The organism is Paracoccus sp. TRP, assembly GCF_000185925.1.
Classification (GTDB): Bacteria; Pseudomonadota; Alphaproteobacteria; order Rhodobacterales; family Rhodobacteraceae; genus Paracoccus; species Paracoccus kondratievae.
On sequence record NZ_AEPN01000044.1, the window covers coordinates 1 to 22,115 of the forward strand.

23 protein-coding genes and 1 tRNA gene are annotated in these 22,115 nt (G+C 60.7%); 13 read left to right on the plus strand and 11 right to left on the minus strand.

Going from position 1 to position 22,115, the window contains the following annotated elements; genetic code table 11:
- Positions 1-616: 616 nt before the first annotated feature.
- From PARACOCCUSGL_RS0116810 to PARACOCCUSGL_RS0116830, 5 genes are all read left to right on the plus strand, one after another.
- On the plus strand, positions 617-1,168 hold the full coding sequence (locus tag PARACOCCUSGL_RS0116810) for a thioredoxin family protein (RefSeq protein WP_010399118.1): 552 nt from the start codon (positions 617-619) through the stop codon (positions 1,166-1,168).
- Positions 1,169-1,852: a phosphoglycolate phosphatase gene (gph, locus tag PARACOCCUSGL_RS0116815; RefSeq protein WP_010399119.1), complete on the plus strand. Its 684-nt coding sequence runs from the start codon at positions 1,169-1,171 to the stop codon at positions 1,850-1,852. It abuts the gene before it with no gap.
- Positions 1,853-1,960: 108 nt separating this feature from the next.
- Positions 1,961-2,389, plus strand: coding sequence for a TIGR01244 family sulfur transferase (locus PARACOCCUSGL_RS0116820; RefSeq protein WP_010399121.1), 429 nt, complete (start codon positions 1,961-1,963; stop codon positions 2,387-2,389).
- Between the two features lie 249 nt (positions 2,390-2,638).
- Positions 2,639-4,459: a translational GTPase TypA gene (typA, locus tag PARACOCCUSGL_RS0116825; RefSeq protein ID WP_010399124.1), complete on the plus strand. Its 1,821-nt coding sequence runs from the start codon at positions 2,639-2,641 to the stop codon at positions 4,457-4,459.
- An 89-nt stretch (positions 4,460-4,548) separates the two neighbouring features.
- A complete protein-coding gene (locus tag PARACOCCUSGL_RS0116830; protein WP_010399126.1) occupies positions 4,549-5,184 on the plus strand; it encodes a TetR/AcrR family transcriptional regulator in 636 nt (211 codons plus the stop codon).
- A gap of 14 nt (positions 5,185-5,198) precedes the next feature.
- Here the strand turns inward: PARACOCCUSGL_RS0116830 and PARACOCCUSGL_RS0116835 are convergent, their stop codons facing one another.
- The 5 genes from PARACOCCUSGL_RS0116835 to PARACOCCUSGL_RS0116855 form a co-directional block, all read right to left on the minus strand.
- A complete protein-coding gene (locus PARACOCCUSGL_RS0116835) occupies positions 5,199-5,522 on the minus strand; it encodes a 2Fe-2S iron-sulfur cluster-binding protein (RefSeq protein ID WP_010399129.1) in 324 nt (107 codons plus the stop codon).
- A 165-nt stretch (positions 5,523-5,687) separates the two neighbouring features.
- The gene (locus PARACOCCUSGL_RS0116840) at positions 5,688-6,896 is read right to left on the minus strand and encodes a beta-ketoacyl synthase (RefSeq protein ID WP_010399132.1); all 1,209 of its coding nucleotides are present in this window, start codon (positions 6,894-6,896) and stop codon (positions 5,688-5,690) included.
- Between the two features lie 137 nt (positions 6,897-7,033).
- The gene (locus tag PARACOCCUSGL_RS0116845) at positions 7,034-7,294 is read right to left on the minus strand and encodes an acyl carrier protein (protein ID WP_010399134.1); all 261 of its coding nucleotides are present in this window, start codon (positions 7,292-7,294) and stop codon (positions 7,034-7,036) included.
- Positions 7,295-7,341: 47 nt separating this feature from the next.
- Entirely contained in the window at positions 7,342-8,436 is a 1,095-nt protein-coding gene (gene lpxD / locus PARACOCCUSGL_RS0116850) for a UDP-3-O-(3-hydroxymyristoyl)glucosamine N-acyltransferase (RefSeq protein WP_010399135.1), read from the minus strand.
- Between the two features lie 28 nt (positions 8,437-8,464).
- Entirely contained in the window at positions 8,465-10,111 is a 1,647-nt protein-coding gene (locus PARACOCCUSGL_RS0116855; protein ID WP_237701552.1) for a murein L,D-transpeptidase, read from the minus strand.
- Between the two features lie 305 nt (positions 10,112-10,416).
- Here PARACOCCUSGL_RS0116855 and PARACOCCUSGL_RS0116860 point away from each other — a divergent pair, with 305 nt between their 5' ends.
- Positions 10,417-10,977 (plus strand): DUF882 domain-containing protein, encoded by a 561-nt coding sequence (locus PARACOCCUSGL_RS0116860; protein ID WP_010399140.1) that lies wholly within the window; start codon positions 10,417-10,419, stop codon positions 10,975-10,977.
- A gap of 70 nt (positions 10,978-11,047) precedes the next feature.
- On the opposite strand, the gene PARACOCCUSGL_RS0116865 is transcribed toward PARACOCCUSGL_RS0116860, so the two are convergent.
- Together PARACOCCUSGL_RS0116865 and PARACOCCUSGL_RS0116870 are read right to left on the minus strand one after the other, a co-directional pair.
- Positions 11,048-11,800 (minus strand): SseB family protein, encoded by a 753-nt coding sequence (locus tag PARACOCCUSGL_RS0116865; protein ID WP_010399143.1) that lies wholly within the window; start codon positions 11,798-11,800, stop codon positions 11,048-11,050.
- Positions 11,784-12,401: a uracil-DNA glycosylase family protein gene (locus PARACOCCUSGL_RS0116870; protein ID WP_010399144.1), complete on the minus strand. Its 618-nt coding sequence runs from the start codon at positions 12,399-12,401 to the stop codon at positions 11,784-11,786. Before PARACOCCUSGL_RS0116870 ends, PARACOCCUSGL_RS0116865 begins: the two co-directional genes overlap by 17 nt.
- A gap of 207 nt (positions 12,402-12,608) precedes the next feature.
- Between PARACOCCUSGL_RS0116870 and PARACOCCUSGL_RS0116875 the strand changes: the two genes are divergently transcribed.
- From PARACOCCUSGL_RS0116875 to kdsA, 3 genes are read left to right on the plus strand one after another with little or no spacing between them, the layout of a single operon-like run.
- Entirely contained in the window at positions 12,609-13,262 is a 654-nt protein-coding gene (locus PARACOCCUSGL_RS0116875; RefSeq protein ID WP_010399146.1) for an ABC transporter ATP-binding protein, read from the plus strand.
- Positions 13,246-14,991, plus strand: coding sequence for a capsule polysaccharide transporter (locus tag PARACOCCUSGL_RS0116880; protein ID WP_010399149.1), 1,746 nt, complete (start codon positions 13,246-13,248; stop codon positions 14,989-14,991). The genes PARACOCCUSGL_RS0116875 and PARACOCCUSGL_RS0116880 overlap by 17 nt, the downstream gene beginning before the upstream one ends.
- A complete protein-coding gene (gene kdsA / locus PARACOCCUSGL_RS0116885; protein WP_010399153.1) occupies positions 14,988-15,821 on the plus strand; it encodes a 3-deoxy-8-phosphooctulonate synthase in 834 nt (277 codons plus the stop codon). Before PARACOCCUSGL_RS0116880 ends, kdsA begins: the two co-directional genes overlap by 4 nt.
- Here kdsA and PARACOCCUSGL_RS0116890 read toward each other — a convergent pair whose 3' ends face one another.
- Positions 15,822-17,051, minus strand: coding sequence for an NAD(P)/FAD-dependent oxidoreductase (locus tag PARACOCCUSGL_RS0116890; protein WP_010399156.1), 1,230 nt, complete (start codon positions 17,049-17,051; stop codon positions 15,822-15,824).
- A 95-nt stretch (positions 17,052-17,146) separates the two neighbouring features.
- Between PARACOCCUSGL_RS0116890 and PARACOCCUSGL_RS0116895 the strand changes: the two genes are divergently transcribed.
- The 4 genes from PARACOCCUSGL_RS0116895 (at position 17,147) to PARACOCCUSGL_RS0116915 (ending at position 19,794) form a co-directional block, all read left to right on the plus strand.
- Positions 17,147-17,221 (plus strand) — tRNA-Gln (locus tag PARACOCCUSGL_RS0116895).
- A 325-nt stretch (positions 17,222-17,546) separates the two neighbouring features.
- Positions 17,547-18,334 (plus strand): IS5 family transposase gene (locus PARACOCCUSGL_RS21610; RefSeq protein WP_138918374.1). Its coding sequence is split into 2 segments (ribosomal slippage): positions 17,547-17,886 and positions 17,886-18,334, totalling 789 coding nucleotides; the frame shifts between segments, so codons are not numbered across the junction.
- 123 nt (positions 18,335-18,457) lie between these two features.
- Positions 18,458-18,913 (plus strand): hypothetical protein, encoded by a 456-nt coding sequence (locus PARACOCCUSGL_RS0116910; RefSeq protein ID WP_010399162.1) that lies wholly within the window; start codon positions 18,458-18,460, stop codon positions 18,911-18,913.
- Complete coding sequence (locus PARACOCCUSGL_RS0116915; protein ID WP_010399164.1) at positions 18,910-19,794, plus strand: TerB family tellurite resistance protein; 885 nt, start codon at positions 18,910-18,912, stop codon at positions 19,792-19,794. Before PARACOCCUSGL_RS0116910 ends, PARACOCCUSGL_RS0116915 begins: the two co-directional genes overlap by 4 nt.
- Before the next feature lie 148 nt (positions 19,795-19,942).
- Here PARACOCCUSGL_RS0116915 and PARACOCCUSGL_RS0116920 read toward each other — a convergent pair whose 3' ends face one another.
- The 3 genes from PARACOCCUSGL_RS0116920 to PARACOCCUSGL_RS0116930 all read right to left on the minus strand — a co-directional run bounded on the left by PARACOCCUSGL_RS0116920 (position 19,943) and on the right by PARACOCCUSGL_RS0116930 (position 22,024).
- Positions 19,943-21,460 carry a hypothetical protein gene (locus PARACOCCUSGL_RS0116920; protein ID WP_010399166.1) on the minus strand — a complete coding sequence of 506 codons (1,518 nt, stop codon included), beginning with the start codon at positions 21,458-21,460 and terminating at the stop codon, positions 19,943-19,945.
- A 95-nt stretch (positions 21,461-21,555) separates the two neighbouring features.
- Positions 21,556-21,843 (minus strand): hypothetical protein, encoded by a 288-nt coding sequence (locus PARACOCCUSGL_RS0116925; RefSeq protein WP_010399169.1) that lies wholly within the window; start codon positions 21,841-21,843, stop codon positions 21,556-21,558.
- Positions 21,836-22,024 (minus strand): hypothetical protein, encoded by a 189-nt coding sequence (locus tag PARACOCCUSGL_RS0116930; RefSeq protein ID WP_010399171.1) that lies wholly within the window; start codon positions 22,022-22,024, stop codon positions 21,836-21,838. The genes PARACOCCUSGL_RS0116925 and PARACOCCUSGL_RS0116930 overlap by 8 nt, the downstream gene beginning before the upstream one ends.
- Positions 22,025-22,115: the final 91 nt, after the last annotated feature.

A 22,115-nucleotide genomic window follows, 5' to 3' on the forward strand; every position in this document is an offset into this window, starting at 1 on the left:
TCATCCACCACCCTGAGGCGGCGGCTGGAGACGGCTCTGACCCGAGAGCGTGGCAAGGATCACATCTTGGCAAAACATGCGAACAGCCCACGTAAGGCGAAAAGCCGGGCTGAAAATGAGAAAGATGGATGCCGCGACCTCGAAATGAGCAAGGGCGCTATGGCAGACACGCAGCAATCCTTCGATCTCTGCACGTCTTCAGAAGACAGCCGGCAGTTGCTTGCGGACGCGAGAAAAGGCCCCCGCCTGTGTCCGGGTGACAGGTGGAATCGGCCCGCAAAACTGGATACCGGACGGACAGAGAGGACAAAGCCATGTGCTCCTCCACCGTGCTGATCCCGTATCCCTTGGCGGTATCGGCTGCAACCGGCCACTGTTCGCAACGGCCCCGGCAATGGCCCGCATTATGGTCGATCGCAGGGACCGACCTGTGGCGGTTGTCAGTGCTGTTGCTGCCCCTTCATCCCCAATACACCGCCCGTACGAAGCTGCGGCAATAGGACGAACCGGGGACAAGCCGGGCAGCGCCCTTTCTTTCCCTGATGGCGCGGCATAGTCTGACCCGCGAATCCGCATGGGCGACAGCCCCGTCATCACCCACAAGAAAGGAGATCTCATGGCGGTCAGTCCTCCTGTCTGTGAATTTGGTGCCAAGGCGCCCGCCTTCACCCTGCCCGATCCCGATGGGCGCATGGTCTCATGGGCCGATATCGCGGGGCCGCGCGGGACGCTGGTGATGTTCATCTGCAATCACTGCCCCTATGTGCAGGCCGTCATCGACCGCATCCGGCGCGATGCAGCAGATCTGCAAAAACTGGGCATCGGAGTCGTTGCGATCTCGGCGAATGATGTCAGCCAGTATCCCGAGGACTCGCCCGGGAAGATGAAGGCGATGGCCAAGGAGCACGGCTTTACCTTCCCCTACCTCTATGACGAAAGTCAGGAGGTTGCGCGCGCTTATGGCGCTGAATGCACCCCTGATTTCTTCGGCTACAATGCGGCCGGAGAGCTGCAATATCGCGGCCGGCTCGATGCCTCGGGCCGCAATCCTGCGCCCCCCGACGTAAGGCGCGAACTTTTTGAGGCCATGGTGCAGATTGCAGAAACCGGTCAGGGCCCGCGCGAGCAGGTCGCCTCGATGGGCTGCTCGATCAAATGGAAGGTGTGAATGAACGTTTGTCTTGCCCCCCGCCCGGTTATCTTTGACCTCGACGGCACGCTGATCGACAGTGTTCCCGACATTCATGCCTGTGTGAACGCGGTCCTGCGCCTGCATGACATCCGGCCGCTGACACTGGATCAGGTGCGCGGCTTTGTCGGCGGCGGCGTCGATCTCCTCTGGCAAAAGATCTCGGGCGCGACGGGCTTGCCGCGCGAGGCGCATCGCGACCTCGTCGCCTCATTCATGACCCGCTATCACGGCGCAACCAACCTGACCCGGCTTTATCCCCATGTGACCGAGGCGCTGGGAGTGCTGGCTGATCGCGGCTATCCTTTGGGGATCTGCACCAACAAACCGCTTGGCCCCACACAAAAGGTGCTTGACCACTTTGGCATCGCCCAGCTTTTCCGCGTGGTGATTGGCGGCGACTCGCTGCCCCAGCGCAAACCCGACCCCGCACCGCTGCGCGCGGCATTCGCGGCGCTTGGTGCCGACTCCGAACAGCCACGCGGCGTCTATGTCGGCGACAGTGAATTCGACGAGGAATGCGCCCGCAATACCGGCGTTCCGTTCCTTTTGTTCACGCGCGGTTACCGCAAGACCCCGGTCGAGCAGATGACCCATCAGGCTGCCTTCGACGATTTCGCGACCCTGCCCCTGCTTGTCGAAGAGGCGGCCGCCATCGCCTGACATCCTGGTTCATGCGACGCTTGACAGTCGGGCGAAACAGGACGATCCGTCCTTCATGGCGCCTCGCGGCGCAACCATAGCCGCCCAATCGAAATCAGGGAGCCCCGCATGGACCTGCGACAACTGACCCCCGATCTTGCCGTCTCGGCCCAGATCCAACCCGAGGATCTGCCCGCTCTGGCCGAGGCCGGGTTCCGTGTGCTGATCAACAACCGCCCCGACCAGGAAGTCGGACCGGACGAGGATCACGAGGCGATGCGTGCCGCAGCCGAGGCCGCAGGGCTTGCCTATCATTATAACCCCTTCGTTCCCGGCCAGATCACACCCGAAATGATCGCGGCACAGGCCGAGGCGCTGGCCACCCCCGGACCGAAACTTGCCTATTGTCGCTCGGGCAACCGCTCGACCGTCCTGTGGGCCCTGTCGCGCGCAGGCCAGGAACCAGTCGAGGATCTGCTGACCACGGCGGCCAAGGCGGGGTACGATATCTCGGGCATCCGGCCGCTGATCGAATCCCTCGCAAAACAAGAGGTCTAGGCGGCGACGGCCGGAACCTTTTTTACTTGCGGCGGGTTTTTTCAAAGACACCGTCCATCAACGGGATGGGGCATCTAACGGTCACCCAAGGGAGGGGAAACCGCCATGAACTCGATCATCTATCTTGTCGGCCTTGTCGTCGTGGTGCTGTTTATTCTCGGGCTTCTGGGACTGCGCTGACGTCGATTGGCGCTGGTGTTTTGCGGCACTCTGCGCTACCGGGGGCGCAAATTCTGACAAAGGCCCCCAATGGACATCCGCAATATCGCGATCATCGCCCACGTTGACCACGGCAAGACCACGCTGGTCGACCAGCTCCTGAAGCAGTCGGGCAGCTTCCGCGAAAATCAGGCCGTGGCCGAACGCGCGATGGACAGCAACGACATCGAGCGCGAGCGTGGCATCACCATCCTTGCCAAGGCCACTTCGGTCGAGTGGAAGGGCACGCGCATCAATATCGTCGACACCCCCGGTCACGCCGATTTCGGCGGCGAGGTCGAACGCATCCTCGGCATGGTTGACGGCGTCTGTCTGCTGGTCGACGCTGCCGAAGGCCCGATGCCGCAGACGAAATTCGTGACCTCCAAGGCGCTGGCACTGGGGTTGCGGCCGATCGTCGTGCTGAACAAGGTCGACAAACCGGCCGCCGATCCTGACAAGGCGCTGGATGAGGTTTTTGACCTCTTCGCCAACCTCGGCGCAAGCGACGAACAACTCGACTTTCCGCATCTTTATGCCTCGGGCATCGGCGGTTGGGCGGATGAAGCCCTCGACGGGCCGCGCAAGGACATGTCGGCGCTGTTCGATCTCATCCTGCGTCATGTCCAGCCGCCCAAGCAGATCTCGCGCACGGACGAGCCGTTCCAGATGCTGGCGACGACGCTTGGCGCCGACCCGTTCATCGGCCGCATCCTGACCGGTCGGGTCGAGGCCGGCCGTGCACGTGCAGGCGACACTGTCAAGGCGCTGTCGCGCGACGGCCAGCGCATCGAACAGTTCCGCATTTCAAAGGTTCTGGCCTTCCGTGGCCTGACCCAGCAACCGATTGATGAGGCGGTCGCGGGCGATATCGTAACCATCGCCGGCATGTCCAAGGCAACCGTGGCAGACACGCTTTGCGCACCCGAGGTCGATGCCCCCCTGCCCGCCCAGCCGATCGACCCGCCGACGATCAGCGTCACCTTCGGCATCAACGACAGCCCGCTGGCTGGCCGCGATGGCAACAAGGTCCAGTCGCGCGTCATCCGCGAACGGCTGATGAAAGAGGCCGAATCAAACGTCGCAATCCGTGTCGAAGATACCCCGGGCGGCGAGGCTTTCATCGTCTCGGGCCGCGGCGAATTGCAGATGGGCGTTCTGATCGAAAACATGCGCCGCGAAGGGTTCGAGCTTTCGATCTCGCGCCCCCGCGTCATTTTCCAGGAAGAAGACGGCCAGCGGCTTGAACCGATCGAGGAAGTCATCATTGATGTTGATGACGACTACACCGGCGTCGTGATCGAAAAACTTACCGGCGACCGCAAGGGCGACATGGTCGACATGCGCCCGGCAGGCCATGGCAAGACCCGCATCGTCGCACATGTGCCGTCGCGCGGGCTTATCGGCTATCATGGCGAGTTCATGACCGACACGCGCGGCAATGGCGTACTGAACCGCATCTTCCACGGCTGGGCGCCATGGAAAGGCCCGATCCAGGGCCGCCGTCAGGGCGTGCTCGTCTCGATGGAAGACGGGGTCTCGGTCGCCTACGCGCTGTGGAACCTCGAAGAACGCGGCAAGCTCTTCATCGGCGCACAAGAACAGGTCTATCAGGGCATGGTCATCGGCGAGCATTCGCGCGACAACGACCTTGAGGTGAACCCGCTCAAGGGCAAGAAGCTCACGAACATCCGCGCCGCCGGCTCGGATGAGGCGGTGCGGCTGACGCCCCCCGTGCGGATGTCGCTCGAAGAGGCCATCGCCTATATCGACGACGACGAACTGGTTGAGGTCACGCCGAAAAGCATCCGTTTGCGCAAACGCTACCTCGATCCTCACGAGCGCAAGCGCCAGGCCCGCGCCGAAGGCTGAGAAAATAGTCTCCTGCAAAATCAGAATACAGGCTTCCGCAATAGCGGAAGTCTGTTAAGTTTCCAGATGCGTGGCGTCAGGAGCAAACGATGGAACGCCCAGGCAACCTCTATCAAAAACTGATTTTTGCAGCACAGTCATTTCTTGAAGAAACCGGCCGCATGCCTGCCGATGCAGGCGAGCTGGCCCGGCACATTGATATGGATGAGGGGGAGATCCTTGAGGTCTTTCCCTCAGTTCAGGACCTGCACGAAGGTCTCGTCTACCACGCCGTGACACTGCTTAATGACCGACAGAATCGCGACCTGGCAGACGCCAATATCACCGACCCAATCGAACAGCTGAACTGCTTTCTGCAGAGCTATCTTGACTGGGCCGACGAAAACCCGGTGTTTTTCGAGGTCATGGCCAGGGGGCTCAGCAGTCCGATCAAACCCGACGGCACGCTTCAACGTTACACCTTGTCGATGCGCGATCTCTGCCTACGCAAACTGCGCGAGGCACAGCAGCTCGGCATCCTGTCTGCGGATCTGGATATCGAAACCGCAGTGATGATGATGCACTACCTCGTCAAAGGCACAAACATGGTCTTTGCGACCCGCAGCATTGATCCATGGCTAAAATGTGACCCTCGCCCTTTCCGCGAACTGTCAGGGCACATCTTTTCCGAATTCATGCGCTACATGACCCAAGCCAACGCGCCGGCGAGTACCGAAAACGCGTAGGCCAAGGATCAATCTCAGATCTGGCGTTCGGGCAGGTTCACCACCAGCCCGTCCAGTTCAGGCGTCACCTTGATCTGGCAGGTCAGGCGCGAACGCACCGGATCAGGCTGCCAGGCAAAGTCAAGCATATCCTCTTCCATCGGATCCTTGGCCGGCAGGCGGTCTACCCATTCCGCTGCAACATAGACATGGCAGGTCGAACAGGCACAGGCCCCACCGCAATCCGCATCAATCCCCGGAACGCCATTGTCACGCGCTCCTTCCATGACAGTCATGCCGGGCTTGACGTCGATTTCATGGACGGTGCCGTTGTGCTCGATATAGGTGATCTTCGCCATGGGTGCCTTCCTTGGTTTTCCCTGCGCAAATAGGTCATCGCGCCAGCAGAGAAAAGCCCCAGATCGACGCACCCAGATGATTGAGCACAACCCCCGCTTCTTTCGTGCCCAAGTATCCCGGGGGATGAGGAGCGGCAGCGACGAAGGGGGCAGAGCCCCCTTACCTCACGCCTTGCGCAGCGCGATCACCGCATTCAGCCCGCCAAAGGCAAAGGCATTCGACAACACCGCCTCAACCTTCGCCTCGCGCGCCTCGTTCGGAACCACATCCAGCGCACATTCCGGATCCGGCTCCTCATAGCCGATCGTCGGCGCGATCACCCCGTCGCGCAGCGCCATGATGCAGGCCAGCAGCTCGACCGCTCCCGTCCCGCCAATCAGATGACCATGCATCGACTTGGTCGACGAGATCATCAGCCGGTCGGCATGATGACCAAAAGCATGGGCAACCGCCGCGCATTCGGTCTTGTCATTGGCAGCAGTGCCGGTGCCATGGGCATTGATATAGCCGATCTCGTCGGGCCGTATATGCGCATCCAGCATTGCACCGGCAATGGTACGCTGCGCACCGATAGCTGAAGGCATGACGATGTCATGCGCATCGGCCGACATAGCAAAACCCACCACTTCGGCAAGGATATCAGCACCACGCGCAACCGCGTGTTCCCAATCCTCAAAAACGAATATCCCGGCGCCTTCGCCCTGCACCATACCGTTGCGGGTGGCCGAAAAGGGCCGGCAGGCGTCCTTGGACATCACGCGCAGACCTTCCCAGGCCTTGACGCCGCCAAAGCACAGCATCGCCTCGGACCCGCCGGTCAGCATCACCGTCGCCGCACCCGAGCGCACCATGTTAAAGGCAAGCCCCATCGCGTGGTTCGAGCTGGCACAGGCAGTCGCAACAGTAAAGCTGGGCCCCAGCAGCCCGTACTCCATGCTCAGATGCGAACATGCCGCATTGTTCATCAGCTTGGGGACGACAAAGGGGTGAACGCGGTTCTTACCCTCTTCGTAAACGGTGCGGTAATTTTCGTCCCAGGTGTTCATGCCGCCCGCCGCGGTACCAAGAACCACGCCAGATTGCGTGCCCAGCTCACCCTCGAAAATCAGGCCGGACTGCGCCACCGCCTCACGCGCGGCCAGCAGCGTGAACTGGGTGAACTTATCGTAAAGAACGATCTGCTGACGGTTGAAATAGGTCTCTGGCTCCCAGTCGCGGACCTGACCGCCGATGCGGATCGCCAGCCGCTCGACATCGCGGAACTCCAACGGGCCGATGCCGCAGCGCCCTTCCCGCATGGCCTCAAGCGTTGAGGGCACGTCGCGTCCCAGCGCATTGATGGTGCCCATGCCCGTGATCGCAACGCGGCGCATCCCATTGGCATGGCGGCCCATGATGACGCGGCCCAACATGGCACGCGCCAGCTTGGTGGCGGTCTTGACCTTTCCCTTGACCTTACCGGCCTTGCGTTCGGACTTGGGCTGCTTTTCGCCCTTGATCTTTTTGGCGCTCATGCCTTTTCGGCAACCAGTTTTTCCACGGCGTCGATGATGGCGCCAAGGCTGGAAATGTCGAAGTCCGACTTTTCGGGTTCATTGGCGTTAAAAGGCACCGAGATGTCGAAGGCTTCCTCGATAGCAAAGATGGATTCGACCAGCCCAAGACTGTCGATACCGATTTCCTCCGGCGACATTTCAGGCTTCAGCTCGGACGGGTCCAGCATCGCCTGTTCTGCGATGATCTGGATGATGCGCTCGCGGATTTCTGTCATCTCGGCCTCCGTTCTGTCCCGGTCAGGGACGATTACCTGCGGAAATGCTATCCCGCGCCGCCCTTGTCGAGCAGTTTCTTAACAGTTTCACGAAGCTCGGCCACTTGCGCATAGAGTCGCGGCAAACGGCGGATGTTCTTTTGCGCCTCAACATGGGTTTCCATCTTTACCGCGGGACTACCCAGCAGCACGCGACCGGCGGGAGCATTGGTAAAGATCTTGGTCGCTCCGCCCGCAATCACATCGTCACCGACAAAGATATTGTCCGAGACACCGACCTGCCCGCCCAAGACCACGCGGTTGCCGATCCGGGCCGAGCCCGCGATACCGACAAGGCCGCATAGCAGGCAATCCTCGCCCACGATGCAGTTATGGCCGATCTGGACAAGGTTATCGATCTTGGTGCCGCGCCCGACACGGGTCGCGCGGATAGTGCCGCGATCCACGGTCGAATTGGCCCCGATCTCGACATCATCGCCGATCTCGACCCCGCCCAGAGAATGAATGCGGGTCCAGTGCTGCTGGCGAATCTCGTTTCTCGCGCCAAGGGTCTCGCGGATTTCCTCCACCCCCGATTTCTCGGGCGTGACAAAGGAAAACCCGTCTCCGCCCAGCGAAACGCCAGGGTTCAGGATCACCCGGTCGCCAAGGGTGACACCATGGGCAATACGCACACCGGGATGAATCAACACATCGCGGCCGATCACCGTATCGGCCCCGATCGAAACATGAGACGCGATGCGTGCCCCAGCGCCGATCCGCACACGTGGGCCAATCACCACAAAGGGCCCGATAGCCGCGCCCTCGCCCAGTTCGGCGGTCGGGTCGATCACCGCAGTGGGATGGATGCCGGGTGCGATCCCCGGACCGGGGTCAAAGGCACGGGTCAGCCCGGCCATGGCAAGGCGCGGTCGCGCGACCAGAATCGCTGCGCGCAGACCCAGCGCCTCGGGGTCCGAGCTGTCGGCCAAAAGCGCCATGCCACCGGGGGCAAGCTTTGCGGCATAAGCCTCGGTCGTGGCAAGCGCGATCTGATCTTCACGCGCCTGCCCGGCCTCGGCCGCTCCACGGACGATCAGGCTTCCATCACCCCACAGGCGGGCATCAAGGGCGCGGGCCAGTTCCGAGATGGTCAGTGTCATGCGGAGACTCCCCCTTGGTTGGGTTCATCTATTCATCCATGGCAGCAGAATCCAGCCCGGCCTTGACCAGCGCCGCATGGATCAGCGCATCACGGCCATAGATGTCGGGGAAACGATGGATCTGCCCGGTTTCATCCGGGAAAGCGGTGAAATAGACCAGATGCACAGGCAACGGAGGCCTGATGTTCAGATAGGTCTCGCGCCCTGAACGCAGCGCCTTGTCAAAGACCGCCGCCGGATCGGCGACCTGTCCGCGCAGCAGTTCATGTGCAAGATCAATCGGCCGTCCGACACGGATGCAGCCATGCGAATAGGCCCGGCTCGACTGATTGAAAAGATGCCGGGTCGGGGTGTCGTGCAGGTAAATGTTCCACGGGTTGGGGAACATGAACTTGACCTGACCCAAGGCATTGTCGTCGCTGGGCTTTTGCCGCATGCGATAGGGAAAGGTCTTGGCGGTGTATTGACGGAAATCGATGCGGTCGCGCGGGATCACGTTCCCCGCCCCGTCCACCACATCAAGATGGCTGACCGCGTTACGATTCGCCTGCAACCGGGGCAGATACTCTTTGACGGTGATCGAGCGCGGAACGTTCCAGCGCGGATTGACCACCATATATTTCATCGTCTCGGTGAATTCGGGCGTCTCGAAATCAGGCTTGGCTTTGCCGATTACGACGCGGGTCTCAAAGATCTCTTGCCCGGCCTCATAGATGCGGGCGTTGAATTCGGGCAGGTTTACCCAAACGTGGCGGGCATTGAGGTCATGGCCGTACATCCAGCGCATCCGCTCAAGCGCGGCCAGGATCGGGGCCGCCTCGGCCCCCGGGCCACGGTTGATCCGCGCTACGGTCCGCGGGCCGGCCACCCCGTCAGCCGGCAAACCGGCCGCCTGCTGAAAACCGGCGACGGCTTGCGTCAAAGGGGCATCAAAGGTCAGCGGGCTGCCGGCTGGCACAGCCGCAAATCCGACCGAAGCCAGACGCACCCGCAAGGCGGCGATGGCTGGGTCGCTCATCCCCTCGCGCCACAGTCCTTCGGGCACCTGCGGCGCATCAGAAGGGGCGACCAGCCGCGATTGCTTCGACAACGCCTTGCGCAGCGCCTCGTAACGGGGGTCTTGCGAAGGCAATGCGGCCAGCATCGCCGCCGGATCGGCGCTGGTCGCAAACTCACGCAGCAGATCGCCCGGGCGCGGACGCAGAACCTCACGCTTGATTCCCGGCTCAACCCTGGCCGGATCAAGGATACCGCCGGTGATGTCGTGGCTCCAATCGGCAAAGACACGGGCAAAGCGGATCTCTTCCTCAGCGGTATCAACCCCCTCACGGTCCAGCTGCCGCAAGAGCTGCGCCCGATAGCGCGAAGGCGGCAATCCGTGCGAGGCAGCCTCGTCAATAGCCGCGATCAGGGCCGCGCGGCGTACGGCGCCCTCCGGCTCCGAAAACAACGGTTTCAACCCGTTCGTCCCATAGAAATCGGCCAGCCCCGGATAGGCAGCCGCCTGCCGGGCAAGCAGCATCTCTTGTTCCGAGAAGGTCAGCCGCGGCGCGGGCAACGCTGCTACGGGTGCGGTTTCCAGCGCCTGGGCAATCGCAAGACGGGGCACAGCCGTCAGAACAGCACCCAGAACGGTCGCGACAACCGTTGCGCGAATCAATCCGGAGAGACGCACCCGACACATCCTTTCCCTAGTGTTGGAAATCTTCGCACCAGCCTGTTTTACGGTCCAGCGAGCCGCGACGTTTTCCCTGATCAATGATGCAGCGCAAGCACAGCCATGCAGAAACGTGGAATCGGGTTCCATCGGGACTTTCATTCGGCGGATTCTTGCCGAGAATGGCAAGTATCCGCCGCGCCCTGAATCAAACGCTTCCCTCGGGTCGCGCGCTGGTGACATATTCTTCACAGGTTCCGGCTAAACCGGGGCAGCCGTTCAAACAGGCGGCAAAACAACGAAAGCAGGACAGGCGATCTGACATGACGTTTGAATCTATCTCGCGTCGGGGCATCCTAGGTGTCTTCGCGGCGACGACGGTGGCAGCAGCGCCGGTTATGGCCAATGCCTTCGGACTTTTGCGTGGCGCTGGCGACATCCGCCGCATCCGCATGTACTCGGGGCGTACGGGCGAAAGCCTCGACACGGTCTATTGGGTCGATGGCAAGTATATCCGGGACGCTCTCAATGAAATCAATATCTTCATGCGCGACTGGCGGACCGGTCAGGTGATCGGAATCGACCCGCGCACCGTTGATATCGCTGCAGCCTCGCACCGTCTGCTGCAAACCAACGAACCCTACATGATGTTGTCGGGCTACCGCTCGCCCAAGACCAATGCGATGCTGCGTTCGCGTTCGTCCGGCGTTGCCCGGAACTCGCTGCATATGGTCGGCAAGGCTGCAGACCTGCGGCTGAAATCGCGTTCGGTTTCCCAAATGTACAAGGCTGCTTCTGCCTGCCAGGCAGGTGGGGTTGGCAAATACTCGCGCTCAAACTTTGTCCACATGGACTGCGGCCCGATCCGCCATTGGGGCGCCTGACTCGCATCAGATCAACTTGCAGTGATCTTGCTAAGACCCGCCCCTTGGGGCGGGTTTTCGCTTTTACTCCCTACCGCAAACGAGGCGGGGCAGCAGGGTCGCGTCGCGCCGGTTCAGGCGCAGGCGGGGGTGGCGGCGGCTCAATAACCAACGCGCCCGCCGGATAATCACCTTCAGAAAACCCGATATCAACGCCACCCGGCAGCTCTGGCAGAAAGGCCAGCAGTTCGGCCAGCGCCTTGGCCACAGCAGCTTCATGAGCCGAATCAACCCCACGCAAAATCAATGCGTGGCGCTGTCCATCGCCATCCCATTCGGCCGAAACCAGGGCGAGCTGCCCGACCAGCCCCGACATATCGCCCAGCCGCTGAGCCAGGGGCTCGGCCAAAAGCGCGACCGCTTCTGGTGTCGGCGCCCCCAAAGCCCGCGCCGCCTCGGTCGTTGCCATGCTCGGCCGCGCCTGAAGTGCCTGCACCAGCCAGCCCAGCACCCCGGCATCAAGCATCAATTGCGAGGGATGGCCGGGATTGACCAAAAGCCCCCGCCCCTCTTCGGCCAGTGCACCGGCGAGTATCCGACCCGGCAATGCAACATAGGCAACCGGGGCGCCAATGAACCCTGCCAGCCGCTCTTCCTGATCACAGGCCAGTGCAAAGCGGCCCTCGGGCAGATCATAGATCTGCAGTTCGACATTATCCCCCACCGGCTCGGCCACCAGTGCCGCGAACAGTTCGGTGTCGGCAAGACGCGACAGGATACGGGCGCGCGCGGGGGCGTCGGCCTCGTGAAAGGGGACCTGGCAAAGCTCATCCAGCGGGGTCATCAGAACCTCTCAACAGCTTGGCAACGGCGGCGCGCAGCTCGGGCAACAGCTCGGCCTCAAACCAGGAATTGCGCCGCAACCAGCCGGTATTGCGCCAGGACGGATGAGGCAAGGGAAAGATCTGCGGCGCATGATCGCGCCATGCAGCAACAGTCCGGGTTACCCCCTGTCTCGCAGCAGCGCCCAGATGCCAGCACTGCGCGTGACCTCCGACAAGCAGAGTGAGCCGCGGACGCAGCTCAGTCATCACCTGCTTGCGCCATGTTTGCGCACATAGCGGCGGCGGCGGCAGGTCAGCCCCCCTGGCGTCATAGCCGGGAAAGCAAAACGCCATGGGCACGATGGCAATGCGGCTGCGGTCATAGAACTCGGCCTCAGAAACACCCATCCAGTCACGCAACCGATCACCCGAGCGATCTGCAAAGGGCCGCCCGGCCAGATGTACGCGCATCCCTGGTGCCTGACCGACCACAAGAAGCCGCGCCCCCGGCTGAAACCACACCACGGGCCGCGGGCTGTGCCGCGTCGCCGTTGCCGCAAAACGCGGCGCACATAGACGGCAGGCGGAAATTTCGCGGACAAGACCGGTCAGTTTCGACATGATTGGCACATAGAGAGCCAGGGGCAGCCAGAAAAGGGGGGAGCGTTCACTATATCTCAACCCTTGATCGCCATGGTGGACAGCGCAATTACCCGGACATATTGTGCCGACCGCGGCAGCCGGGCCGTTCAGGCTCGGTCAGAGACAGTGTATATAGTAGCTATTGTGAACCTGCACTGAGGCAGGCGAAGGGATCAGGCCGGCCAGATGATCGAATTCGATAACGTTTCCAAGTCGTTCTGGACTGGAACCCAGCGCAAGGTGATCCTTGACCGCGCCTCGTTCCGGATCGAGCTTGGCAAGTCTATGGGGATTCTGGCCCCGAATGGCACCGGGAAAACCACGATCATCAATATGATGTGCGGGCTGGAAAAACCTGATGAGGGCACGATTCGTTCGGATTGTCGCGTTTCATTTCCACTGGGCTTCATGGGCGGGATCACATCAAGCCTGACAGCGACCGAAAACGCCCGCTTTATCGCCCGCATTTACGGGCTCGACCCTGACTATGTCGAAGCCTTCTGCCGCTGGCTTACCGATGTCGGCGAATATTTCGACATGCCGGTCGGCACCTATAGCGCCGGTATGCGCGCGCGCTTTACATTCTCACTGATGTTGGCGCTGGAATTTGATATCTACCTGATCGACGAGGGGATGCCCGCAACAACAGACCCGGAGTTCAACCGCAAAGCCGGATCGGTGCTATACGAACGCCTGAAATCCGCCACCGTCGTGGTCGTCTCGCACCAGGCGGAAACCATCGAGAAGTTCTGCAGTTCAGCTTCCGTCCTGCGCGACGGCAAGCTTTATCACTTTGAAACCCTCGAAGAGGCAAGGCAATATTATGACTACACCGCCTAAGGCGCGCGCCTATCGCATCAACCGCGAAGAATCGGTTCTGGCGACCGGCACGGCCTCGCGCGCAGTCGAAACGGCTCGCAAGGTACAGGTGCAGGTTCACAAGCACAATCCGCCCCCCGCGTCCGGAAAGGCGCCGGAGCAACTCTTCAGCACCAACGAGGATGGGTTTGGCGACATGCGCTTTCCCGGTGCGGAGCCGAAACCGGCCAAAGCCGTCGAGCGCCCGCCGGACGCCTTGATAGAAGAGCAGATCGCCGCAGTGCGGGCAGAAAACCTGACCGACCGCCAGCTGCGCATGGCCCGCCGCATCGCTGCCATGCACGAGATCGAGGTTCAGTCGGACTACGAGGCCGTCGTGCGTCTGCGCGAACGCGGCATCGACCCCTTTCACCGCGCCTCGGTTGGCAAACTGCTGTCCGAAGAGGGCGCGCGGCTGCAAGGCCCGGGCCATCCGGACAGGAAAGGCGGCTCCAATATGCCGGTCCCCGCCCCGAACGGCGGACGCCGCCGCGGGACCGAAATCGTTCCGGTACCACCCGGCGGACCCCAGCTTCCTTCCCGCGAGGCGATGACCGAGGATCGCCGCGCCGCCGAGATCCTGCGGATCCAGCAGGACATCGCCCGCCGTCGCCGGCGCAAGCTGATCATGCTGTTCCTGCGCCTAGCGGCTTTCGTCGGCCTGCCGACGCTGATCGCGGGGATCTACTATTTTACCATCGCAACGCCGCTGTACTCCACGATATCGCAGTTCCAGATCCAGCAGGCCGAAAAGGCCGGATCCAGTGGTGTGGGGGGGCTGTTTGGTGGCTCGATGCTTGGCAACAACACCGATTCAGTCTCGGTGCAGAGCTATCTGACCTCACGCGATGCCATGTTGCGGCTGGACAAGGATCTGGGCTTCAAGCGCGCTTTCCAGGCTCCTGAGATCGACCCGATCCTGCGTCTGCCCCCTGATGCGACGAACGAGCAGGCCTACAAACTGTATAAAAGCCTGGTAAGAATCGGCTACGACCCCACCGAAGGCGTGATCAACATGGAGGTGATCGCCCCCAATGCGAACCTCAGCCAGGAATTTTCTATGGCTCTGATAAAATATGCCGAGGGTCAGGTAGACCAGATGACCGCCCGTCTACGCTCTGATCAGATGAAGGGCTCGATCGAAAGCTATGAGGACGCCGAAGCGAAGGTGCAGCAGGCGCAGCGCCGCGTTCAGGAATTGCAGCAAAAGCTGGGCGTACTTGATCCCGCGGCCGAGGGTTCGGTGATCATGAACCGGATTGCTGAACTTGAACGCCAGATCTCCGGGAAAAAGCTTGAGCTGGGGCAGTTGCTGTCCAACGAGCAACCCAACCAAAGCCGTGTTGCGGGGGTCAGGGGCGATATCAGCCGGCTTGAAGAGATGTTGGCCGAGACGCGCGATCAGCTGACCGAGGGCGATGACGCCCGCGGTTCTTTGGCTGCGATTTCGGGTGAAATCCGCATCGCAGAATCTGATCTGCTTACCCGGCAGGAACTGCTGGCCACCGCCGCTGCACAGATGGAAGCTGCGCGGGTCGAAGCGAACAAGCAGGTGCGTTATCTTTCCCTTTCGGTCGCACCTGTCCCCCCGGACGAGGCGACCTATCCTAAAGCACTTCAAAATACGATCGTGGCGCTCCTGATCTTTTCGGGAATTTACCTGATGCTTTCGCTGACGGCCTCGATCCTTCGCGAACAGGTATCTTCATGAAACATGTCCAGGCTGGAAACGTCACCTTTGGAAACGATCTGCCGCTGGTGTTGATTGCTGGCCCCTGCCAGCTTGAAACTCTGGATCATGCCCTGATGATTGCTGAAACCATGGCAGAGGCATGCCGCAAGGCCGGTGCGGGGTTCATCTTCAAGGCCAGCTATGACAAGGCCAACCGCACCTCTCTGAAGGGCCGGCGTGGCATTGGCATTCAAGAGGGGCTGCGCATGCTGGAAGAGGTGCGCAGCCGCATCGGCTGTCCGGTCCTGACCGATGTTCATGATATCGAGCAGGCGCAAACAGCCGGGACCGTGGTCGATGTGATCCAGATTCCGGCATTCCTGTCGCGACAGACCGATCTGCTGCTGGCAGCGGGAGAGACGGGGGCAGTGGTAAATATCAAGAAAGGCCAGTTTCTTGCCCCTTGGGACATGCCCAATGTCGCCGAAAAGGTCGCCTCTACCGGCAATGAGCGAATCCTGTTGACCGAACGCGGCGTCAGCTTTGGTTACAACACTCTGGTCGCCGATATGCGCAGTCTGCCGATCATGGCGCGCACCGGCTGGCCGGTGATCATGGACGCTACCCATTCGGTGCAGCAGCCCGGCGGCCAAGGCGGAGCGTCGGGCGGACAGCGCGAGTTTGCCCCCGTCATGGCCCGTGCCGCAGTGGCCATCGGCGTTGCCGGCGTCTTTATCGAAACGCATCAGGACCCGGACAACGCGCCCTCTGACGGACCGAATATGATCCGGCTTGAGCGGATGCCGGCGTTGATCGAATCTCTGATACGCTTTGACGCGCTGGCAAAGTCCGATCCGGTGATGGAGTAATCAGCTGGCGGCCACTACTTTGGCCGCCGCAATCGCCTTGCCTGCAGCATGAGCCGAGGCCCATGCCCATTGGAAATTATAGCCACCAAGCCAGCCGGTTACATCCACTACCTCTCCAATGAAATAGAGGCCCGGGATTGATTTCACCTGCATGGTCCGGGAATCAAGCGCCCGGGTATCGACACCGCCGACGGTAACCTCGGCGGTGCGCCAGCCCTCTGAACCGACCGGGCGCAGCGTCCAGCGATTGACCCGCGCTGCCAGCCGGTCAAGCACAGCATTGTTTTGATCAGCAAGGCGCGCACCATCTGATCCGGTCTCAGCGGCAATTGCATCAGCCAGCCGGGCCGGTAACCAGCGCGCCAGCGCAGTTGCTACAGCGACGCGCCCGCTCTCACCACGAAGCGCGCGCAGCTCAGCAGCCAGATCGGTGTCCGGAGCCAGATCGACTATGATCTGCTCTCCCGCCCGCCAAAAATTCGAGATCTGCAGAATCGCCGGCCCCGACAGGCCACGATGGGTGAAAAGCAGCCCATCGCGGAACCGGCTGCGACTGCGGCCTGCCCCATGGCTGACCTCGGCCGACACCGACAGCCCGGCCAGAGGGCGGCAGAGATCCAGATCCTGCTGAGCAAAGGTCAGAGGCACCAGCCCTGCCCTCGGCTCGATCAGCGACAGCCCAAAGCGCGTGGCGATGTCATAGCCAATGCCGGTCGCGCCCATCTTCGGGATGGATTTCCCTCCCGTCGCCACAACCACCTGCTGTGCAGTAATCACACCTTGCGAGGTCGCTATCCTGAAGCCGCCCTCCGGTTCCGGTTCGACCCCCTCTGCCGTGATCCCAAGCCGTAGCTCAGCCCCGCGCATACGATGAAGCAGCAGATCGATGATCTGCCGGGCGCTGCCGTCGCAAAACAGCTGCCCGAGGGTCTTTTCGTGCCAGGCAATTCCCGCCCGGTCAACCAGCGCGACAAAGTCGGCAGGCCTGAAACCCGCCAGCGCAGAGGCGGCAAAGCGCGGGTTGGCCGAGACAAAGCGATCCGGCGCTGTAGCAAGGTTGGTAAAATTGCACCGCCCGCCGCCCGAGATGCGAATCTTTTCCCCCGGTGCACGGGCATGATCTAGGATCAGGACCCGGCCCGCCCGCTCACTCAGTAGCTTACGAATCGTACCGGCACAGAAAAGACCTGCGGCGCCGGCGCCCAGAATGACGGTGTCGACCTGTTCCATGCGCGGCGCATAGAATGTCTGTCAGCTATCCACAAGATTTTTCCTTTTTGCCTCTTGCACCCCTCGGACAGCTTGGCTAGATACCCCCACACAGTTGGGGCGTGGCCAAGTGGTAAGGCAACGGTTTTTGGTACCGTGTACCGTAGGTTCGAATCCTACCGCCCCAGCCAGTCATCCAAGTTTTTGAGGAGATGGGATTTTCCTCCCTTAAGGACAGGATCTTTCCGAACCTTTTTGACGGGATAGCCTAGATCGGCTCGTGACCTGCCTCGTGATGCCGATTGGGCAACGAGCGTGGTTATACCCCAAGAGATGCCCCAAGCTGCCCTCCTTCGGTTCGCTGTCTGGCTCCCCTCTTGGAACGAAAGAGTGATCGTCGGCATCTTCGATCTACCAAGCAATGCCGTCACGCCACCCCTTGTGCTGTCTTATTAGGTCGTGTTGACAAAAGGGATTCCCCTTGGGCTTGGGGCATGATTCAAGCTGGCATCTGCGATGGAGACCAGCTTGGCACGAGACCTTATGTCGGACGAGGAGTGGGCGTTCTTTGAGCGCTTCATCTTCGCCGTCCGCGCCCCGAACGGGCGCAAGCCCACCAACCACCGCCTCGTTCTTGATGGCATATTCTGGATCGCACGCACCGGTGCGCCATGGCGGGACCTACCTGCCGAGTTCGGCAAATGGTCAAGCGTCTATCGGCAGTTCCGGCGCTGGACGCTGGCAGGCCTGTGGGAGGAAATCATGGATGCCCTGAACCAGAGCGGAGCCGTGCCAAGCGCCCTGCAAATGATCGACAGCACCGTGATCCGTGCCCACCATCAGGCAGCGGGCGCTAAAGGGGGACTCCGCGACAAGGTTTCGGCCGTTCTCGAGGTGGCGTTACGACCAAGATCCACCTTCTGGTCAACGCGCACGGGCTACCTATGAGAACAGAGATCACGCCGGGCCAGACGTCGGACTATCTCGGCTTCGATCTGGTGATGGTGGATAATCTGCCCCGCCCGAGCGTGCTGCTCGCAGATCGCGGCTACGATGCAGACAAGATCAGAGACGGCATGGAGGCGCGCAACGTCCTGCCCGTGATACCGATGCGCAAGTCCCGCAAAAAACGGATTGGTGTCGATCGTTCGCTGTATCGCCTGCGCAATCTGGTCGAACGCTGCTTCAACAAGCTCAAGAACGCCAGGCGTGTCGCGACCCGCTACGACAAGACGGCGGAAAGCTTTCTCGGCTTCATTGACATCACGTCGATCCGCCTCTGGCTCCGTCATTTGTCAACATGACCTAGTCAGAACAGATAAACCTCTCTTGCAGCCAGGCAAGATACCCAGCTAAGGTTTGCTGGAGTTTCCGTCTGTTATGTTGGAAGCCTCGCAAGCCTGCCGTACTGTTGGGGAACTGCTCATATGTCTTTGCCTTTTGGAAATACCGAACCGCCACGCACCGTCGAAGAGGCAATCGAATTCTGCCAATCCGGTCCAACGCTACGGAAGATCAAGGCGTATCTCGACAGCACCAGCCTGTCGGCTGATCTCAAGGCGCTTCTCTATGATCTGGCGGGGTTCACCGTAAAGATCGGCGAGGCCGTGGTGGCGATCGGACGGAGAATTCTCGGCATGGCCATGTGGCTGGTCGATAACATGCCGAACACGCTTCTTGGGGTGGCGGTTGCGCTAGCCGTCACGACGCTGGTCGGGGCGGTGCCATGGATCGGCGGGCTACTCGCTGTCCTTCTCAGCAAACTCTTGCTCCTGATCGGGGTGACGGCTGGTGCAATCGAAGACATCCGGCAGCATGCCGCGAAGCAGGCCATGGATCGCTTCGCAGCACAGTTTGCGGTCTTCAGCACGGTGCGAGTATGACCGATCTGAGCGAAGAGGAACAACGCGCCGGTTTCGATGCCGTCAAGCGTGTCGTGGCGAATGACGTCAAATTCAAGGCACGCTTGGGGATCGGGGACGACGCCTATACAAGCCTGAAGGTGGTTAAGGGCTTCCGTAATCTGTTGGATGTTTCGGGGGCTGCTGCAAGTGGCGCGGCGGCGGCTAAGTCGAGCTTGGTCGCCACGACGTTCTTTGGCAAGACCGGGTTTGCAGCAGTGTGGGCCGCTTTGCCTTTAACAGCACAGGTCACCACGCCCATAGTCGTTGTTGCTGCCGCTGCCGTCGCCACCGGAGGGGCTTGCTACGGGGTAGCCCGGCTGTTCAGAGGATACAGCCAGTCGCGTGTGGACACCGTGCCAAGGTTCCTGAACACGCCCTTGGATCTGTTAGGCACATCGATTCTTGATCTGATGGGTGCCCTTTCGCTAAAGGTCGCCGCGATTGATGGTCATGTCGATACGCGAGAGGTTCAGGTCGTCAGGGATTACTTCGTGGAAGACTGGGGCTACGACCCCGACTATGTGGACCATGCTCTAGCCGTTCTCAGCGCTAACGATGATAAGTCGCGCCTGACCGATATGACGCGAGCACTTGCCGAGTTCGTTCATGGAAACCCGGACTGCAAGTTCGGAATCCTGCAACAAGAGATCAAACGCCTGCTGACCGAGGTCGCAGAGGCAGACGGAAGGCTGGACGAGCGCGAGGAAATGGCGATTGACCGGGTCATCCGGTCGCTCGATGAGCAGAATTCCGTGGTTGCCAGCCTGTCACGCGTAGCCAAGAGGACCAGTGCAGCGGTATCCTCTGCGACCGGATGGATCGGAAGCAAGCTCGGGCGGAACGGCAAGGCCGATCAGTAGTATCCTGCCCCTGCCCCTCAAGCAATGGCTGATACACCCAGAACTCACTGATACGTATAAGTATGGGGAAGGAAGGGAAGAAGAAGAAGCATGGATAATCTCCTCGTGTATTCTCCTCCTTCTTAATTCTCTTCTTTCTTATCTTCTCTTAGAGGATGTTGAAAGGAACCACTTCTCTTCCGGTAGTATCCTCCCACTCCTTGAGCCTTGTCATATATCCTTCACAGCGTTCCGTCTCGCGCCATGTCTGGACATCCTGTCGGACATGAACAGGACTATCCTGCATCGTGTCCAGCCCCAGAGCCTTCGGCTCCACGGGAATCTCCCGACCGACCTCCTCAACAGCAGCACGGGTCATCGCCGCTTCCAACTCCTTGCTATGGGTATAGGGGACGATGGCGCTGTCGTGGATGGTCAGAACAGGCAAATCCAAGAGAGTGCAGTGGGTGATGACCTGCTCCATGATCTGGGAATCGGTGAACATCAACCTGATGCCCACATCCGAGCAAAGGCTACCTGCCAGCGCCGGGACATGCTCGCTAAAGGTGTCGATGGTCTTTTGGAGGGTAGTATTCTTCAAGTATTTCCCGGGATGTCCAACCTCAAGCCCTTCCCGAAAGGCTAAACAGGCAGAATGAGTATCCTTGGCGTTCAGAGCCGTCAGCACCAGTTGCTTGACCAGCCTGCGTTGCTCATCAGGATCGGTATCGGGGAACTGTCCAGGGGGAAGCTCATAGGGATCAGGAGGAAGCTCCACCCCTTGCTGCGCTGCCAGAATCTGGATGTGCATGGCTTTGAAGTCGATCTCGACAGTCGGAGTGTCGTTGATGAAGATCTGCGACCGTAGCTTGCTGTTCAGCCCCTGCCACCACGGCCCATAGAACCGTCCGTTCATCTCCCATGAACCTCGGCTGAATATTCGCCTGACAAACTGATGGCGAGGTCCGACAGCGACCCTGACGTCCTTTCCCCTGTTGTCCTGCCGGACGACCCACGGCTGCTCCAGGGTGGGGATGTCGATGAAGGTCCGCGCGAGTAGGCCGTTATAAGCCGTCAACACCTGCCTCATGCGGAGGGTGTCATCGGTGTCCTGGTATTCCACTGCACGACTATACTCCCCTTCACCCTCCTTCAGGATAATGCATTCCGAGGGGACTACCTGGATAGCTCGACCATCAACAACCAACGCCTCGAATCGTTTCTGAAGCTCCGTGCTAGCCTGTATCCTGCTTGTCCGGTTCCCCTTTGCTCCAGGAGCGGCATAGCTACCCGCCGATACTCGCACGAGACCCGCCGCCTGTAGCTGTTTCACCAGCACCACCAGATGCTTGGAAAGCCCCAAGGGGTTATAGCGGGATTGGCTATCCCATGCCCCCTCCGAGAAGGGCATACCCAAGCATAGAAGAGGATCCTCCTGCCACGCCAGATAAAGGTCCGTCACCAAGACCCGTAGCTGCTCGATATAAGGCCGTCTGGGCTTCTTGCCGCCCTTCTGCTTCTCTGCCTCCCCGGTAGCAAAGTGCTCGTCCCAAATCTCCTGTACCAGACCGAGCAAGGCCGGGTCTTCCGTCCAGATGGCGGTGTTCAGAGGCCGGGAATGTTGAGGATCGAAGATCGCCTCCTGCTTCTCGTTGGCTGGCTGATCCCCTTGTAACTGTTGTTGCATCCTGTCCCCGTGTTCGTGTTGGCCTATGTATTTGGGTCTCCGAAGAAAAAAGAAAAGTGGGTGATCCCCGGCGACCGAAGCCGCCGAGGAAAAGCCTACATGCAGTCGATGGCATCCATGACAAGCTGAATTGCCTGCTGCTGCCACGGGACGAGAACAGCGGATGTCAGAGGAAGCCATGCCCCATCATCGAGCCTGACCACCTCCTCCCCCTCGTCCGTGACATCATAGGCAAGGCTGCCACCATCAGGCCCGAGGAACACCACCGAGCAATCGCTGCTGAAAACCCGTGCCAAAGCTTCGGCATCGGCTTCTGGGCCGTAGGGCAGCCACCACCGCCCGTCACGCTGCACGAGAGAATAGACCTCCAGGGGTTCAGTCATCCCACCCTCCCAGACGCCCGGTGTGCAGGTAATAGGCAAGGGCTTCCCGGAACTGGGCCGCATCCCGGAAACCCTGCTCCTGCGCCGCCCGATCCTCGGCCATGGAACGAGAAAGACCGCCATCATACTGGATGATAGCGGCCCGCTCCTCGAACTCGTCAATGTCAGGTATCAGGGGCATGGCAGCCCCACCTTCTCGACGATCTCGCGCTTCTGCTCGTCGCTGATCCCGGCGGAGTAGATGCCGTAAGTCATCCTGTTCTCCGACCGTG